Genomic DNA, 15,038 nt, shown 5'->3' with positions numbered 1-15,038 from the left:
AGAAAGAGGGGGCGCTGACGCCCCCTCGTCGTTTGGCCGGCAAGGGGCTCAGCCCTTGTCTTCCATCTGTTCCTTGAAGAGGTCGCCCAGCGTGGGCGCACCGACTGACTGCTGGCTGTAATCCTTCAGCACCGCTTTTTCCTCTTCTTCTTCCTTGGCCTTGATGGACAACAGGATCATCTTGTTCTTCTTGTCCACGCCGATGAACTTGGCTTCGATCTCGTCGCCTTCCTTGAGCAGGGTGCGGGCGTCTTCCACCCGGTCGCGCTGGATCTCGGAAGCGCGCAGGTAACCCAGCACGCCGTCGGCCAGTTCGACCACAGCGCCCTTGGCGTCGACTTCCTTGACCACACCCTTGAGGATGCTGCCGCGCTCGTGCTCGGCGAGGAAGTTCTGGAACGGATCCTGTTCCAGCTGCTTGATGCCGAGGGAGATGCGCTCGCGCTCGGGATCGATGGCCAGGATGACCGCCTCGATCTCGTCACCCTTCTTGAACTTGCGGATGGCTTCCTCACCCGGTTCGTTCCAGGAGATGTCGGACAGGTGCACCAGGCCGTCGATGCCGCCTTCCAGGCCGACGAAGATGCCGAAGTCGGTGATCGACTTGATCGTGCCCTTGATCTTTTCGCCCTTCTTGTGGGTGGCGGCGAACTCCTCCCACGGATTCGGCTTGCACTGCTTCATGCCGAGGGAGATGCGGCGGCGTTCCTCGTCGATGTCGAGGACCATGACCTCCACTTCGTCGCCCACCTGAACCACCTTGGCCGGGTTGACGTTCTTGTTGGTCCAGTCCATTTCGGAAACGTGCACCAAGCCTTCGACGCCGTCCTCCAGCTCCACGAAACAACCGTAGTCGGTCAGGTTGGTGACTTTGCCGATCAGCCGGGTGCCCGGCGGATAGCGGCGGGCGATGTCCTTCCAGGGGTCCTCGTTGAGCTGCTTCAACCCCAGGGAGACACGCTGCTTTTCCTCGTCGAAGCGCAGCACCTTGACCTCGACCTCGTCACCCAGCTGCACCACTTCCGACGGATGGCGCACCCGTTTCCAGGCCATGTCGGTGATGTGGAGCAGGCCGTCGATGCCACCCAGGTCGATGAAGGCGCCGTAATCGGTGATGTTCTTGACGATGCCCTTGACCACGCCGCCTTCCTTGAGCTTCTTGAGCAGTTCCTCGCGCTCGGCGCTGTATTCCTGCTCCACCACGGCGCGGCGCGACAGCACGATGTTGTTGCGCTTGGGATCGAGCTTGATGACCTTGAATTCCAGATCCTGGCCTTCCAGATGGGTGGTGTCCCGCACCGGGCGCACGTCCACCAGGGAACCCGGCAGGAACGCCCGCAGCGGGCCGATTTCCACGGTGAAACCGCCGCGCACCTTGCCGGTGATCCGCCCCTTGACGATCTCGCCCTTCTCGTAGGCTTCTTCCAGTTTCTCCCAGGCACGCAGGCGCTTGGCCTTCTCGCGTGACAGCAGGGTCGCCCCCCGGCCGTCCTCGACCAGATCCAGGGCCACTTCCACTTCGTCGCCGACCTGGACCTCCAGCTCGCCGTTCTCGTTCTGGAACTGCCACTTGGGGATGATGCCTTCGGATTTGAGGCCGGCATCGACGATGACCGCATCCGGGGTGATGTCCACCACCTTGGCCTTCACCAGGGTACCCGGACGCATTTCAGTCTTGGCTAGACTCTCTTCGAATAATTCCGCAAAGCTTTCGCTCATGTTGATAACTTCCACGCCCGGCCAGGCCGGGTCTGTCAAAACGATCTAAATTTCGTTAGGTTGAACGACACCCCCGCTTCCTACGAAGCGGAGGCCCCACGCGGACTTTTCAGCGCCTGCGGCAACCGGGCCAGAATCCGTTCGACGACTTCGTCGACCGTGAGATTCGAGGAGTCGATGACGACCGCATCCCCGGCCGGCACCAACGGCGACTCCTTGCGTTCCCGGTCGCGCCGATCCCGCTCTTCCAAGTCCTTGATTATTTGGTCAAGATTAACATCCAATCCCTGGGCTTTCAACTGCAAAAAGCGGCGCCTGGCCCTTTCCTCGGCGCTGGCGGTGAGAAAGACCTTGCAAGGCGCATCGGGGAACACCACCGTTCCCATATCGCGGCCGTCGGCCACCAGCCCCGGGGGGCGGCGGAAGGCGCGCTGCTTCTCCAGCAGGGCCTGGCGGACCTTGGGATAGGCGGCGATCTTCGAGGCGATCCGCCCCACGTCTTCAGTCGCGAGGCGGTCGGTCACATCCTCACCGTCCACGATGACTCGGACGGCATCGTTGCAGACAAATTCCAGCTTCATATCGCTGGCGACCCGGGCCACGGCATCTTCGTCATCCAGATCCACCCCGCGCCGCCGCACCGCCCAGGCCAGGGCCCGGTAGATGGCGCCACTGTCGAGGAAATGCCAGCCCAGGCGCTTGGCGATGAGACGGCTGACAGTTCCCTTCCCCGCCCCGCTGGGCCCGTCGATGGTGAGCACCGGGACGTCAGTCATGTTCCACCACCTCGATCGCCAGCCCCAGACGCCCGGCCAGCTCGGCAAAGCCGGGGAAGGAGGTGTTGACGTTGGCGCAGTCCTCAATTTCGATCGGCCCCGAGGCTCTGAGGGCGGCGATGGCGAAGGCCATGGCGATCCGGTGGTCGCCATGGGAGCGGACCCGGCCGCCGCCGATACGGCCGCCCTGGATGATCATGCCGTCGGGCGTGGGGCGGGCGTCGATGCCGAGGATCTGCAGGCCGTCGGCCATGGACTGGATGCGGTCGCTTTCCTTGACCCGCAGCTCTTCGGCGCCGGTCAGCACCGTCTCCCCCTCGGCGCAGGCGGCGGCGACGAACAGCACCGGAAATTCGTCGATGGCCAGGGGCACGAACTTTTCCGGGATGTGAATGCCCTTCAGGGGACGGTGCACCACCCGCAGATCCGCCACCGGTTCCCCCCCCACCATGCGGGGATTGAGCACTTCGATCTTGGCGCCCATCAGGCGCAGGATGTCGATGACGCCGGTGCGGGTGGGATTGATGCCCACGTGTTCCAGAATCAGCTCGGAACCGGGAGCGATGCTGGCCCCCACCAGAAAGAACGCCGCCGAGGAGATGTCCGCCGGCACGTCCAGATCGGCGGCGGTCAGCCTGCCGCCGCCCCGAAGGCAGACCCGGTTCCCCTGCCGCCGCACTTCGTAACCCAGGCCGTCGAGCATGCGTTCGGTGTGGTCGCGGGTCGGCGCCGGTTCGGTGACGCAGGTTTCCCCTTCCGCATACAGCCCCGCCAGCAGCAACGCCGACTTGACCTGGGCGCTGGCCACCGGCATGTCGTAGCGGATGCCGTGGAGCTTGCGGCCGCCGTGGATGTGGAGCGGGGCGGTGCCGTCGGGGGTGGTGTCGATCTCCGCCCCCATCTGCCGCAGCGGCTCGGTGACCCGGCGCATGGGACGGCGCGACAGGGATTCGTCACCGGTGAGAACGCTGTCGAAAGGCTGGCCGGCCAGCAGGCCGCAGAGCAGGCGCATGGAGGTGCCGGAATTGCCCAGATACAAGGGTTCCCCGGGTGCCTCAAGACCGTGCATGCCGACCCCGTGGATGGTCACGCGGCCCTGGTCCGGCCCCTCGATCCTGACCCCCATCTGCCGGAAGGCCGCCAGCGTCGCCAGGGCGTCCTCGGCCTCAAGAAAACCCTGCACGCAGGTCTCTCCCTCGGCGATGGAACCGAGCATGATGGCGCGGTGGGAAATGGACTTGTCCCCCGGCACCCGGGCCTGGCCTTCCAGATGCCCGCCGGGACGGGCGATGAAGTCGATGCGTTCGCTCATGTCTCTTTAGCTGTGTCGATCCAAAAACCGTTGCCGGGCCGTGCGGGCCTCGGCGAAATAATCGTGGATGGCCTGGCGGTCGCCGCGGCTCAAAAGTTCGTCGAACCGCTGCAATTCCCCTTCGAACTGGCGCAGCAGTTTGAGAATCTCGTCGCGGTTGGCCAGACAGATGTCGGCCCACATCACAGGACAACTGCCGGCGATGCGGGAAAAGTCCCGGAAACCGCCGGCGGCGTACTGGAAGATCTCGTCCTTCTCATCCTTGCGTCCGAGCAGGTGGGTCAGGCAGTAGGCGATCACGTGGGGCAGGTGGCTGGTGGCCGCCAGCACGTGATCGTGATGCGCCACGCTCATGTCGTGGACCTCGGCGCCCAGTCTCTGCCAGAAAACCCTAACCCGCTCGAGCACGCGGACGTCGGTGTGGGGCAGCGGCGTCAGGATCACCTTCTTGCCGGTGAACAGATCCGCAAGCGCCGCCGCCACGCCGCTCAACTCCCTCCCGGCGATGGGATGGGCGGGGACGAAATTTTCCGGCACCCGGCCGAACACGCTTTCCGCCGCCTGCACCACGCTGGCCTTGGTACTGCCCACGTCGGTATAGAAGGCCCGGGTCGACCAGACCGGCTTCAGGGCTTCGAACACCGCCGTCATCCTGCCCACCGGCGTGGCGATCACCACGGCATCCGCCCCCCTCGCCGCTTCGCTGAGGTCCCGATAGCCGCGGTCGATGACACCGCACTTTTCCGCCTGCCGCAGCGCTTCCTCCTCCCGGTCGGCGGCGACGACCTCCCGACACAGCCCTTGGGCCCGCGCCGCCAGGGCCACGGAACCGCCGATCAGGCCGATACCGATGACGCAGAGGCGCTGAATCACCCCAGCACCCGCTCCAGCGCGGTGATGAAAGCGTCGTTTTCCGCCGCCGTCCCCACCGACACACGCAAATGATTAGGCAGGCCGTAGTTGGCCACCGGGCGCACGATCACGCCCTGTCGCAGCAGAGCATCGAACACCGGCACCGCCTCACGGCCCACGTCCACGGTGATGAAGTTGCCGATGGAAGGAATGTAGTCCAGCCCCAGACGTTGAAAGGCGGCTTCCAGCTGCATCAGCCCTTCCCGGTTCGTCCGGCAGGTCTTGCGCAGATGGGCCTCGTCGTCCAGGGCTGCTTCTGCGGCGGCCAGCGCCAGATGGTTGACGTTGAAGGGCTGGCGCACCCGGTTGAGCAGTTCGGCCACCTGAGGATGGGAGACGGCGTAACCGACCCGCAATCCCGCCAGCCCGTAAGCTTTGGAAAAGGTCCGGGTGACGATCAGGTTGGGAAAGCGGTCGAGCCAGGCCAGAGCGTCCGGATAGTCATCGCGCTCGACGTACTCGGAATAGGCCTCGTCCACCACGGCGATCACCCGCTCCGGCAAGGCGGTGAGGAAATCTTCCAGTTGCTTGCGGGTGACATAGGTGCCGGTGGGATTGTTGGGATTGGCGATGAACGCCACCGTGGTGTCACCGCTCACCTGGTCGAGCATCGCCCCCAGATCATGGCCGTAACGGGGTCCGCGGCTGCCGTCGTGGGCCGGGGCGACCCTCGCCCCGGCGCCCACCGCCTGGGTGGCGATGGGATAGACGGCGAAGGCGTGCTCGGAAAACACCGCACCGCGCCCCGGCCCCAGAAACACCCGGGCGATCAGATCCAAGACGTCGTTGGAACCGTTGCCCAGGGTGATCTGCTGCGGCTGCACCCCCAGTTTCCGCGCCAGTTTGTGCTTGAGGGAAAAACCGCTGCCGTCGGGATAGCGGGCGGTTTCCGGCAATGCCCGGCGTATCGCTTCCAGGGCTTTGGGCGGGGGTCCGAGGGGATTCTCGTTAGAGGCCAGCTTGACGATTTTCGCCGGCTCCAGCCCCAGTTCGCGGGCCAGTTCCTCGATGGGTTTGCCTGGCTGGTAGGGCGTCAGACCCAACACCGGCTGCACGGCAAGCATGTGGAAATCGATCATGCCGCCTCCACTTCCACCTGCACCACATCACACGACGGCTGAGGCACCGGCTGCCCGGCGTCCTTCAAGCCCTCGATATGGAACGGGATCGCCTCGCGGATCAAACGCATGACCTCCTCCCGACTGTCCGCCACGGCGATACAGCCGGGAAGATCCGGCACATAAGCACCATATCCCTGTTCCCCTCGCTCGATGATTACCGTATATTTCATTTTTCCCATCCTGCCTGACGCAACACACTGCGCAACGTTCCCGGCGGCACGTCTGCACCGGGTTTTCCCGAAATGGTCACCGTTCCCGGCTTGTTCGGATGGCGGAACTGGCGGTGACTGCCACGCATTCTGACTTGAACCCAACCGTCGGCCTCCAGACGCTTGATTAAATCACGGACCTTGACGGCGGCCAATCAAATCACCGCCTTCGGATAAGATCCCAGCCATTTCACCATCTGCGCCTTCTGCTCCAGATCTCGCAAGGCCCGGGCCACCTCGGGATCGTCCCGGTGGCCCTCGATGTCGATGAAGAACACGTAATCCCACATACCCCGCCGGCTCGGACGCGATTCGATCTTGGTCATGCTGATGCCGTGAACGGCGAAGGGCTGGAGGATCTGATACAGCGCACCGGGACGGTTGCCGGTGGACACCAGCAGCGAAGTCTTGTCGTCGCCGGTGGGACCGACCGCCTGGCGGCCGACGACCAAAAAGCGGGTGGTGTTGTCCGGATCGTCTTCGATGTTGCGTTCGAGGACGTTGAGTTCGTAGAGCCGGGCCGCCACCTCGCCGGCGATGGCGGCACTGCCGGGGACGATGGCTGCCAACCTGGCTGCCTCGGCGTTGCTGCTCACCGGCGTGCGCTTGACGTTGGGAAGGAAACGGTCGAGCCATTCGCGGCACTGGGCCAGGGCCTGGCTGTGGGCCAACACTTCCTGCACTTCGTCGAGGGACCGGCAGCGGCTCAGCAGCGCGTGATGGATACGCAGCACCACCTCGCCGGAAATCAACAGCGAGGTGCCGAGGAAACTGTCCAGGGTATGGGTCACCACCCCCTCGCTGGAGTTCTCCACCGGCACCACGCCGAAGTGACAGGCGCCCGAGGCGACGGCGCGGAAGATCTCGTCGATGGCCGGGAAGGGGTGGACCTGAACCGACTGACCGAAATGCTTGTAGGCCGCCTGTTGGGTGAAGGTACCCTCCGGACCCAGAAAGGCGACCTGCAAGGGTTTTTCCAGCGCCAGGCAGGCGGACATGATCTCACGGAAGATCCGCACCACGGTTTCGTCATCCAGGGGACCGGGATTGGCGTCGCGCACCCGCCGCAGTATTTGGGCCTCACGCTCGGGGCGGTAGAAGTTGTCGCGCTCGCCGGCTTCCTGCTTGACCCGGCCGACCTCCTGGGCGATACGGGCACGCTCGGCGATCAGTGCCAGGATCTCCGCATCGATGGCGTCGATACGCTCCCGCAACGGCCGCAGCTTGTCCTCCCCTGCCATCGCAAGACTCCGCTTAAGGAATCCGCCGTGCCGCCAACACGCCATCGATGGCGCGGATGTGCTCGACCACGTCCTCGTCCACCTCACCCTCGGCGTCGATCAGGGTGTAGGCTACCTTGTCCCGCGACTTGTTGAGCAGCTCGACGATGTTGATGCCCTTTTCCCCCAGGCAGGCGGAGATCTGGCTCACCATCGCCGGAACGTTGGCGTGGGGGATGGAGAACCGCGTCGTCCCCGGCGCCCGCGCCATCACCGCCTCGGGGAAGTTGACCGAATGGCGGATGTTGCCGTTCTCGAGAAAATCGCGGATCTGGTCGGCCACCATCACCGCGCAGTTCTCTTCCGCTTCGCGGGTGGAGGCGCCCAGATGGGGCAGGCAGATGGCTTTGGGATGGCGTTTCAGGGCATTGGTGGGAAAATCGGTGACGTAGGCGTGGAGCTTGCCGGAATCGAGCGCTTCCAGCACCGCGGTCTCGTCCACCAGTTCGCCGCGGGAGAAGTTGAGCAGCACTGCCCCGTCCTTCATGGACGCCAGGCGACCCTGGTCGATGCAGCCGCGGGTCTGATCGGTGAGCGGCATGTGGAGGGTGACGAAATCGCAGATCCCCAGCAGCTCGTCGAGGCTGGACGCCTGGATCACCGACGACGACAGCTGCCAGGCCCGCTCCACGGTGACGTAAGGGTCGTAACCGCTGACGTTCATCCCCAACGCCAGCGCCTTGTTGGCCACCCGCACGCCGATGGCGCCCAAACCGACCACGCCGAGCATCTTGCCCGCCAGCTCGAAACCGGCGAAGCGCTTCTTGCCCGCCTCCACCTGCTTATGGAGCTGATGGTCGTCGCCCTCCAGATGGCGGACGTAGTCCCAGCCCTGGCAGATGTTGCGCGCCGCCAGCAGCATGGCAGCGATCACCAGTTCCTTGACCGCGTTGGCGTTGGCGCCCGGGGTGTTGAACACCACGATGCCGCGCCGGCTGCATTCGGCCACCGGGATGTTGTTGACCCCGGCTCCGGCGCGGCCGATGGCCTTGACCGTCTCCGGCAGCGGCTCGTCGTGAAGGTTGTGGGAACGGAGGATGATGGCGTCGGGATGCTGGATCTCCGAAGCCACTTCATAACGATCACGGGGAAAGCGCTCCAACCCGGCGATGGCGATGTTGTTGTAGGTCCGGATCTTGAATTCAGCCATGACGTCTTTCGAACTCCTGCATGAATTGCACCAGTGCCTGCACCCCTTCCAGAGGCATGACGTTGTAAATGCTTGCCCGCATGCCGCCGACGGAGCGGTGGCCCTTGAGGTTCACCAGGCCCTCGGCCTCGGCCTCCTTAAGGAACAGACCGTCCAGGGACGGATCGGCAAGGGTGAAGGGTACGTTCATGCACGAGCGATAACGGGGATCGACGGGGTTGTAATAAAAATCGGAAGCGTCGATGGCGCCGTAGAGCAGCCCGGCTTTTTCGATGTTGCGCTTCTCGATCCCTTCGACCCCGCCCTGATCCCGGAGCCATTCCAGCACCAACCCCAGCAGGTACCAGTTGTAGGTGGGCGGGGTGTTGAGCATGGAACCGGCTTCGGCCTGCTTGGCGTAGTCGAACACCTGGGGCGTGGCCGGATGCGGCGGCCGCAGCAGGTCCTTGCGCACGATGACCACCGTGATCCCCGCCGGCCCCATGTTCTTCTGGGCCCCGGCGTAGATGACCCCGAAGCGGCTGACATCCACCGGCCGCGACAGGATGTCGGAGGACATGTCGCATACCAGCGGCACGTCCACCTCGGGAACGAAGGGAAACTCCACCCCGCCGATGGTCTCGTTGCTGGTGTAGTGGAGATAGACCGCCTCCGGGTCCACGTCCCAGGCGGCCGGATCGGGGATGGTGGTGAACTTGGCGTCCTCGCTGCTGGCGGCGATCATCACCTCGCCGTATTTTTTCGCCTCGGCGGCGGCCTTCTTGCCCCAGGAACCGGTGAGGACGTAACTCATGATACGGCGGTCGCCGAGCAGGTTCATGGGGATGGCGGCGAACTGGCCGGTAGCCCCACCCTGCAGGAACAGGCAGTGATATTCGTCGGAAACCCCGAGCAGCTCCCGCAGCAACGCTTCCGTGTTCTCGGCGATCTGCCTGAAATGCGGGCCGCGATGGCTCATTTCCATCACCGACATGCCGCTTCCGTGCCAGTCGAGCATTTCCTCCCGGGCCCGTTGCAAAACCGGCTCCGGCAGCATGGACGGGCCGGCGCTGAAGTTGTACACGCGCATTTATTCTTCTTCCTCCCATTGTTCGATCCGGTCGACCCCCACCAGCTTCTCCCCCTTGCCCAGGCGGATGATGCGCACCCCCTGGGTGTTGCGCCCCAGCACGGGAATTTCCCGCACCCGGGTGCGCACCAGGGTGCCGCCGGTGGTGATCAGCATGATTTCATCGTCGTCGTGAACCAGCACCGCTCCCACCAGCTTGCCGTTACGCTCCGACGGCTGGATGGCGATGACCCCCTGACCGCCGCGTTTGTGGCGCGGAAACTCGTCGAGGCGGGTGCGCTTGCCGTAACCGTTCTCGGTCACCGTCAACACCGTGCCTTCGGTGCCGATGATCATGGCGATCACCCTGTCGCCTTCCGGCAGCTTCATGCCTCGCACGCCGCCGGCGGTCCGGCCCATGGAGCGAACCTCGGCCTCGTTGAAGCACACCGCCTTGCCGCCGCTGGAGAACAACATCACGTCCTGGCGGCCGTCGGTAAGATCGGCCTTGACCAGCACATCCCCCGGCTTGAGGTCGATGGCGATCTTGCCGTTGCTGCGCAGGTTATCGAATTCCTTCAGCGGGGTCTTCTTCACCACGCCCGCGGCGGTGGCCATGAAGATGAAGCCGCCGGCGGCAAAGTCGCGCACCGGCAGCACGGCGTTGATGCGCTCGTTCTCCTCCAGGGGAAGCAGGTTGACGATGGGCTTGCCGCGCGAGGTGCGGCCGGCCATCGGCAGCTCGTAGACCTTGAGGCCGTAGACCTTGCCCTGGCTGGAGAAGCACAACAGGGTGTCATGGGTGTTGGCGACGAGGAGCTTCTCGACGAAATCCTCCTCCTTGGTGGCCGCCGCCGCCTTGCCCCGCCCACCGCGGCGCTGGGCGCGGTATTCCGACAAGGGCTGGGCCTTGGCGTAGCCGGCGTGGGTCAGGGTCACCACCACCGCCTCCTCGGAGATCAGGTCCTCGCGCGACAGGCTGCGCTCCTCCTGGTAGATCTCGGTGCGACGCGCGTCGCCGAACTGGTCGCGCAGGGCGATCAGCTCCTCGCGGATCACTTCCAGCAGGCGCTCGTCACTGCCGAGAATGGCCAGCAGCGCGTCGATTTTGGCCAGAAGATCCTCGTATTCCTTGACGATCTTGTCCTGCTCCAGACCGGTCAGGCGGTGCAGACGCAGGTCGAGGATCGCCTGGGCCTGCACCGGAGACAACCGGTAGCCGTCGGGACCGAGACCGTACTCCGGCGCCAGCTCCTCGGGCCGGGTGCGATCGGCACCGGCCCGCTCCAGGTAAGCCTGCACCACCCCCGGTTTCCAGACCCGCGCCAGCATCGCCTCCTTGGCTTCGGCAGGACTCGGCGAGGATTTGATCAGCTCGATCATCTCGTCGATGTTGGCCAGGGCCACCGCCAACCCTTCCAGCACGTGAACCCGCTCGCGGGCCTTGCGCAGTTCGTAGAGGGTACGGCGGGTCACCACCTCGCGGCGGTGATCGACGAAGGCCTCGAGGATTTCCTTGAGGTTGAGGCAGCGGGGCCGCCCGTCCACCAGCGCCACCATGTTGATGCCGAAGACGTTCTGCAGCTGAGTGTGCTGGTAAAGGTTGTTGAGGATGACGTCGGGCTGCTCGCCGCGCTTGAGCTCGATGACCATACGCATGCCGTCCTTGTCGGACTCGTCGCGCAGGGCGGCGATCCCTTCCAGCTTGCCTTCCTTGACCAGCCCTGCGATCTTCTCGATCAGCCGGGCCTTGTTGACCTGATAGGGCAGCTCGGTGACCACGATGCTCTGGCGGCCGCTGCCGCCGGCCGTCTCCACGTGGGAACAGGCGCGCAGATAGATGCGGCCGCGGCCGGTCTCGTAAGCCTGGCGGATGCCCTTGGCGCCGTTGATGATGGCGCCGGTGGGGAAATCCGGCCCGGGGATGTGGGCCATCAAACCGTCGATGGTAATGTCGGGGTCGTCGATCAGCGCCAGGATCCCGTTGATGACCTCGGTCAGGTTGTGGGGCGGAATGTTGGTGGCCATCCCCACCGCGATCCCGGCCGAACCGTTGACCAGCAGGTTGGGCACCTTGGCGGGCAACACCGCAGGCTCCGACTCGGATTCGTCGTAATTGGGGACGAAATCCACGGTCTCCTTGTCGAGATCGGCCAAAAGCTCATGGGCAATGCGGGCCATGCGCACCTCCGTATACCGCATCGCCGCCGGCGGGTCGCCATCCACCGAGCCGAAGTTGCCCTGGCCGTCGATGAGCACGTAGCGCATCGAGAACGGCTGGGCCATGCGCACGATGGTGTCGTACACCGCCGAATCGCCGTGAGGGTGATACTTGCCGATCACGTCCCCGACCACGCGGGCCGACTTCTTGTAGGGCTTGTTCCAATCGTTGCCCAGCTCGTGCATGGAGTACAGAACCCGCCGGTGCACCGGTTTGAGGCCGTCGCGCACGTCGGGCAGGGCCCGCCCCACGATCACGCTCATGGCGTAATCGAGATAGGACTGTTTCATCTCCTCTTCGAGGGAGACGGGCAGGATTTCCTTGGCGAATTCGCTCATATGACTTTCAGATTCCCAACTGCTGTCTGATCAGGCGGCACAGGGTGTTTTTGATCTCCCGGCTGGGCACGACGCCTCCAACCAGAACAAATCGGGAAATTATAACACTCTGGGATTGGACGCGGAAAAACCGCACAAGTTCTGCGCAATCAATATCTTATGAAGTGCGCGCGGTAGTACTTCAGCTCCTCGATGGACTCGAGGATGTCGGCCAGGGCTTCGTGGGCGTTCTTCTTCTTGAATCCCTCCTTCAGATCAGGCGCCCAGCGGCGCACCAGCTCCTTGAGGGTGGAGACGTCGAGGTTGCGGTAATGGAAATAGGCTTCCAGGTTCGGCATCCAGCGGGCCATAAAACGGCGGTCCTGGCACACGCTGTTGCCGCACATGGGGGATTCGCCCGGTGGCACCCAGCGCTTGAGGAATTCGAGGGTCTGGCGCTCGGCCTCGCGCTCCCGCACCTGACTCCTGCGCACCCGCTCGATCAGGCCGGAGGCCCCGTGATGCTCCTGATTCCACTTGTCCATCGCCGCCAGCCGTTCCTCCGGCTGGTGGATCGCGATCACCGGGCCGGTGGCGAGCACGTTGAGATCCTTGTCGGTGACGACGGTGGCGATTTCGATGATGACGTCGCGGTCGGGATCGAGACCGGTCATCTCCAGGTCGATCCAGATCAGGTTGAGGTTTTCAGGGCTGTCGCTCATGAAGTCGGTATCCTTATGGTTTGTCGCTTGTCAGCGATTGTAGCAGAGGCTAAGCTTTGGCACTCGTTAGCCACTTGCGCGGTCCCTGACATGAACACGTTCACGCTGATCTTTCTCGCCGCCCTGTTCGCCTCCCTGGCCCTGGAATTCTGGCTCGCCAAGCGCCACGCCCATCACGTGCGCACCCACCGCGACCGGGTTCCCGAGGAATTCAGCGGTGTCATCACCCCGGAAGCCCATCGCAAGGCCGCCGACTACACCCTGGCCAAGCTCAAGGTCATCGAGGCCGGCCGCGCCTGGAACGCCGTCCTGCTGCTGATTTTCACCCTTGGCGGCGGCATCGACGCCATCGACCGCTGGCTCGACCGCTTCGATCTCGGCCCCATCTCTCACGGCGTCGCCTTGATCCTGACGGTGATGCTGCTCATGAGCCTGGCGGATCTGCCGTTGTCGATCTATCAGACCTTCGTGGTGGAGGAGAAATTCGGCTTCAACCGCACCACCCCGGCCCAGTTCGTCAAGGATCTGCTGCTCCAGGGAGCGCTCTCGCTGGCCATCGGGGCGCCACTCCTGGCCCTGATCCTGTGGGTGATGGACAGCGCCGGCCCCTGGTGGTGGGTGATCGCCTGGGCCATCCTGATGGGATTCTCGCTACTGATGAGCTGGGCCTATCCCACCCTCATCGCCCCCCTGTTCAACAAGTTCACGCCGTTGGAAGACGCCCAGCTGCGCGCGCGCATTCAGCGCCTGCTGCAGCGCTGTGGCTTCAAGAGCCAGGGAATCTTCGTCATGGACGGCTCGCGCCGCAGCGGCCACGGCAACGCCTATTTCACCGGCCTGGGGAGCAACAAGCGCATCGTCTTCTTCGATACCCTGATGGAAGCGCTGAAACCGGAGGAACTGGAGGCGGTGCTGGCTCACGAACTGGGCCACTTCAAACGCAGACACGTGGTCAAGATGCTGTTCACCAGCGCGGCCCTCAGTTTCGTGGGGCTGGCTCTGCTTGGCTGGCTGGCCCAGCAGCCCTGGTTCTACGAGGGCCTTGGGGTTTCGCACCCCGCCAACGCCACCGCCCTGCTCCTGTTCATGCTGATCCTACCGGTGCTTGGCACCTTTCTGCAGCCAGTGCTGGCATGGATCCAGCGCAAGTACGAGTTCGAGGCCGACGAATTCGCCGCCGCCCTCACCGGTGCCGATCCGCTGGTGCGGTCGCTGGTGAAACTCTATCGGGACAACGCCGCCACCCTGACGCCCGATCCGTTGTACGCCGCCTTCCACTACAGTCATCCGCCGGCGGCGATCCGCATCGCGCACCTGAAACGGACCGGCGGCAAACGGGAAACCGTGACGGCGTGAGTGCAGCCCGGCGTACCGGCCTGGTCGTCGCCCACTACGGCAGAGGCTGGGCCGTCGAGGACGAACAGGGGGAAATTTTCCTCTGCCATGCCCTGCGGCGTATTCCCCTTCCCTGCGTGGGCGACCGGGTGCGCTGGGAGCAGACCGATCCGGGTCACGGCCGTATCGTCGAGGTTCTGCCGCGCAAGACCCTACTGACCCGCCCCGGCCGCAGCGGCCGCCCGCGGCCGGTAGCGGCCAACCTCGATCAGGTCCTCGTCGTCATCGCCCCCGAGCCCCTTTACGATTTGCTGCTGGTGGATCAGTATCTGGTGGTGTGCGAAAACCACGACCTGACCCCCCTGATCGTGGTCAACAAGATCGACCTGCTCGATCCCGCCCGCCGGCAACGGCTCGACGACGATCTCGCCCCCTACCGGGTGCTCTATCCCGTCCTCGAGGTCAGCGCCAAGACCGGCCTCGGCATCACCGCCCTGCGGGACGCCCTGAAAGACAAGGCGTCGATGTTCGCCGGCCAGTCCGGCGTCGGCAAATCCTCGCTGCTGCGGACCCTGATTCCTGACCGCGACGTGCGCATCGGCGAGCTGTCGGCCACCACCCGCCGCGGCCGCCACACCACCACCACCGCGATGCTGTTCCATCTGCCCGAGGGCGGCATTCTCATCGACACCCCAGGGGTGGCCGTCTTCGGTCTGGCCAGTATCGACCAGCGTCAACTGGCCCACGGCTACCGGGAATTCCGCCCCTACGTTCCCCGCTGCCGTTTCAACGACTGCCGTCACGTTGACGATCTGGGGTGTGCAGTACGCGAGGCGGTGGAGAAGGGCAAGATCAGTCAGGCACGCTACCGGCGCTATCTGAAGCTGCTGGAGAAGCTGCCGGAAATCTCCTGAAA

The 15,038-nt window shown here is 64.5% G+C and carries 14 protein-coding genes; 2 read left to right on the top strand and 12 right to left on the bottom strand.

Annotation, left to right across the window (positions count from 1 at the left end):
• Window positions 1–48 precede the first annotated feature (48 nt).
• The 12 genes from rpsA to orn all read right to left on the bottom strand — a co-directional run bounded on the left by rpsA (window position 49) and on the right by orn (window position 12,787).
• Complete coding sequence (rpsA, locus tag MIN45_RS08150; RefSeq protein ID WP_286291480.1) at window positions 49–1,719, bottom strand: 30S ribosomal protein S1; 1,671 nt, start codon at window positions 1,717–1,719, stop codon at window positions 49–51.
• Window positions 1,720–1,799: 80 nt separating this feature from the next.
• Complete coding sequence (cmk, locus tag MIN45_RS08145) at window positions 1,800–2,495, bottom strand: (d)CMP kinase (RefSeq protein WP_286291479.1); 696 nt, start codon at window positions 2,493–2,495, stop codon at window positions 1,800–1,802.
• Complete coding sequence (gene aroA, locus MIN45_RS08140) at window positions 2,488–3,807, bottom strand: 3-phosphoshikimate 1-carboxyvinyltransferase (RefSeq protein ID WP_286291478.1); 1,320 nt, start codon at window positions 3,805–3,807, stop codon at window positions 2,488–2,490. The genes cmk and aroA overlap by 8 nt, the downstream gene beginning before the upstream one ends.
• Window positions 3,808–3,813: 6 nt before the next feature.
• Window positions 3,814–4,680 (bottom strand): prephenate dehydrogenase, encoded by an 867-nt coding sequence (locus tag MIN45_RS08135; protein WP_286291477.1) that lies wholly within the window; start codon window positions 4,678–4,680, stop codon window positions 3,814–3,816.
• Window positions 4,677–5,798, bottom strand: a complete 1,122-nt coding sequence (gene hisC, locus MIN45_RS08130; RefSeq protein ID WP_286291476.1) for a histidinol-phosphate transaminase — start codon at window positions 5,796–5,798, stop codon at window positions 4,677–4,679. Before hisC ends, MIN45_RS08135 begins: the two co-directional genes overlap by 4 nt.
• Entirely contained in the window at window positions 5,795–6,010 is a 216-nt protein-coding gene (locus MIN45_RS08125) for a type II toxin-antitoxin system HicB family antitoxin (RefSeq protein ID WP_286291475.1), read from the bottom strand. Before MIN45_RS08125 ends, hisC begins: the two co-directional genes overlap by 4 nt.
• Complete coding sequence (locus tag MIN45_RS08120; RefSeq protein ID WP_286291474.1) at window positions 6,007–6,204, bottom strand: type II toxin-antitoxin system HicA family toxin; 198 nt, start codon at window positions 6,202–6,204, stop codon at window positions 6,007–6,009. Before MIN45_RS08120 ends, MIN45_RS08125 begins: the two co-directional genes overlap by 4 nt.
• Window positions 6,205–7,290, bottom strand: coding sequence for a prephenate dehydratase (gene pheA, locus MIN45_RS08115; protein ID WP_286291473.1), 1,086 nt, complete (start codon window positions 7,288–7,290; stop codon window positions 6,205–6,207).
• 13 nt (window positions 7,291–7,303) lie between these two features.
• Window positions 7,304–8,479, bottom strand: coding sequence for a phosphoglycerate dehydrogenase (locus tag MIN45_RS08110; protein WP_286291472.1), 1,176 nt, complete (start codon window positions 8,477–8,479; stop codon window positions 7,304–7,306).
• Window positions 8,472–9,548, bottom strand: coding sequence for a 3-phosphoserine/phosphohydroxythreonine transaminase (serC, locus tag MIN45_RS08105; protein ID WP_286291471.1), 1,077 nt, complete (start codon window positions 9,546–9,548; stop codon window positions 8,472–8,474). Before serC ends, MIN45_RS08110 begins: the two co-directional genes overlap by 8 nt.
• Window positions 9,549–12,086 carry a DNA gyrase subunit A gene (gene gyrA, locus MIN45_RS08100; RefSeq protein WP_286291470.1) on the bottom strand — a complete coding sequence of 846 codons (2,538 nt, stop codon included), beginning with the start codon at window positions 12,084–12,086 and terminating at the stop codon, window positions 9,549–9,551. It abuts the gene before it with no gap.
• A gap of 149 nt (window positions 12,087–12,235) precedes the next feature.
• On the bottom strand, window positions 12,236–12,787 hold the full coding sequence (orn, locus tag MIN45_RS08095) for an oligoribonuclease (protein ID WP_286291469.1): 552 nt from the start codon (window positions 12,785–12,787) through the stop codon (window positions 12,236–12,238).
• 90 nt (window positions 12,788–12,877) lie between these two features.
• Here orn and MIN45_RS08090 point away from each other — a divergent pair, with 90 nt between their 5' ends.
• On the top strand, window positions 12,878–14,143 hold the full coding sequence (locus tag MIN45_RS08090; RefSeq protein ID WP_286291468.1) for a M48 family metallopeptidase: 1,266 nt from the start codon (window positions 12,878–12,880) through the stop codon (window positions 14,141–14,143).
• Window positions 14,140–15,036 (top strand): ribosome small subunit-dependent GTPase A, encoded by an 897-nt coding sequence (gene rsgA, locus MIN45_RS08085; protein ID WP_286291467.1) that lies wholly within the window; start codon window positions 14,140–14,142, stop codon window positions 15,034–15,036. The genes MIN45_RS08090 and rsgA overlap by 4 nt, the downstream gene beginning before the upstream one ends.
• The last annotated feature ends 2 nt before the right edge of the window (window positions 15,037–15,038 follow it).

It is taken from the genome of Methylomarinovum tepidoasis (assembly GCF_030294985.1).
Classification (GTDB): domain Bacteria; phylum Pseudomonadota; class Gammaproteobacteria; order Methylococcales; family Methylothermaceae; genus Methylohalobius; species Methylohalobius tepidoasis.
Note: the sequence above shows the minus strand (reverse complement) of the source record. Positions and strands in the feature narration are given on the sequence as shown.

What these genes read in the sequence shown, in the direction of transcription:
- rpsA (WP_286291480.1), bottom strand. Translation starts at nt 1,719, where the DNA reads ATGAGCGAAAGCTTTGCGGAATTATTCGAAGAGAGTCTAGCCAAGACT.
- cmk (WP_286291479.1), bottom strand. Translation starts at nt 2,495, where the DNA reads ATGACTGACGTCCCGGTGCTCACCATCGACGGGCCCAGCGGGGCGGGG.
- aroA (WP_286291478.1), bottom strand. Translation starts at nt 3,807, where the DNA reads ATGAGCGAACGCATCGACTTCATCGCCCGTCCCGGCGGGCATCTGGAA.
- hisC (WP_286291476.1), bottom strand. Translation starts at nt 5,798, where the DNA reads ATGATCGATTTCCACATGCTTGCCGTGCAGCCGGTGTTGGGTCTGACG.
- MIN45_RS08125 (WP_286291475.1), bottom strand. Translation starts at nt 6,010, where the DNA reads ATGAAATATACGGTAATCATCGAGCGAGGGGAACAGGGATATGGTGCT.
- pheA (WP_286291473.1), bottom strand. Translation starts at nt 7,290, where the DNA reads ATGGCAGGGGAGGACAAGCTGCGGCCGTTGCGGGAGCGTATCGACGCC.
- MIN45_RS08110 (WP_286291472.1), bottom strand. Translation starts at nt 8,479, where the DNA reads ATGGCTGAATTCAAGATCCGGACCTACAACAACATCGCCATCGCCGGG.
- serC (WP_286291471.1), bottom strand. Translation starts at nt 9,548, where the DNA reads ATGCGCGTGTACAACTTCAGCGCCGGCCCGTCCATGCTGCCGGAGCCG.
- gyrA (WP_286291470.1), bottom strand. Translation starts at nt 12,086, where the DNA reads ATGAGCGAATTCGCCAAGGAAATCCTGCCCGTCTCCCTCGAAGAGGAG.
- orn (WP_286291469.1), bottom strand. Translation starts at nt 12,787, where the DNA reads ATGAGCGACAGCCCTGAAAACCTCAACCTGATCTGGATCGACCTGGAG.
- MIN45_RS08090 (WP_286291468.1), top strand. Translation starts at nt 12,878, where the DNA reads ATGAACACGTTCACGCTGATCTTTCTCGCCGCCCTGTTCGCCTCCCTG.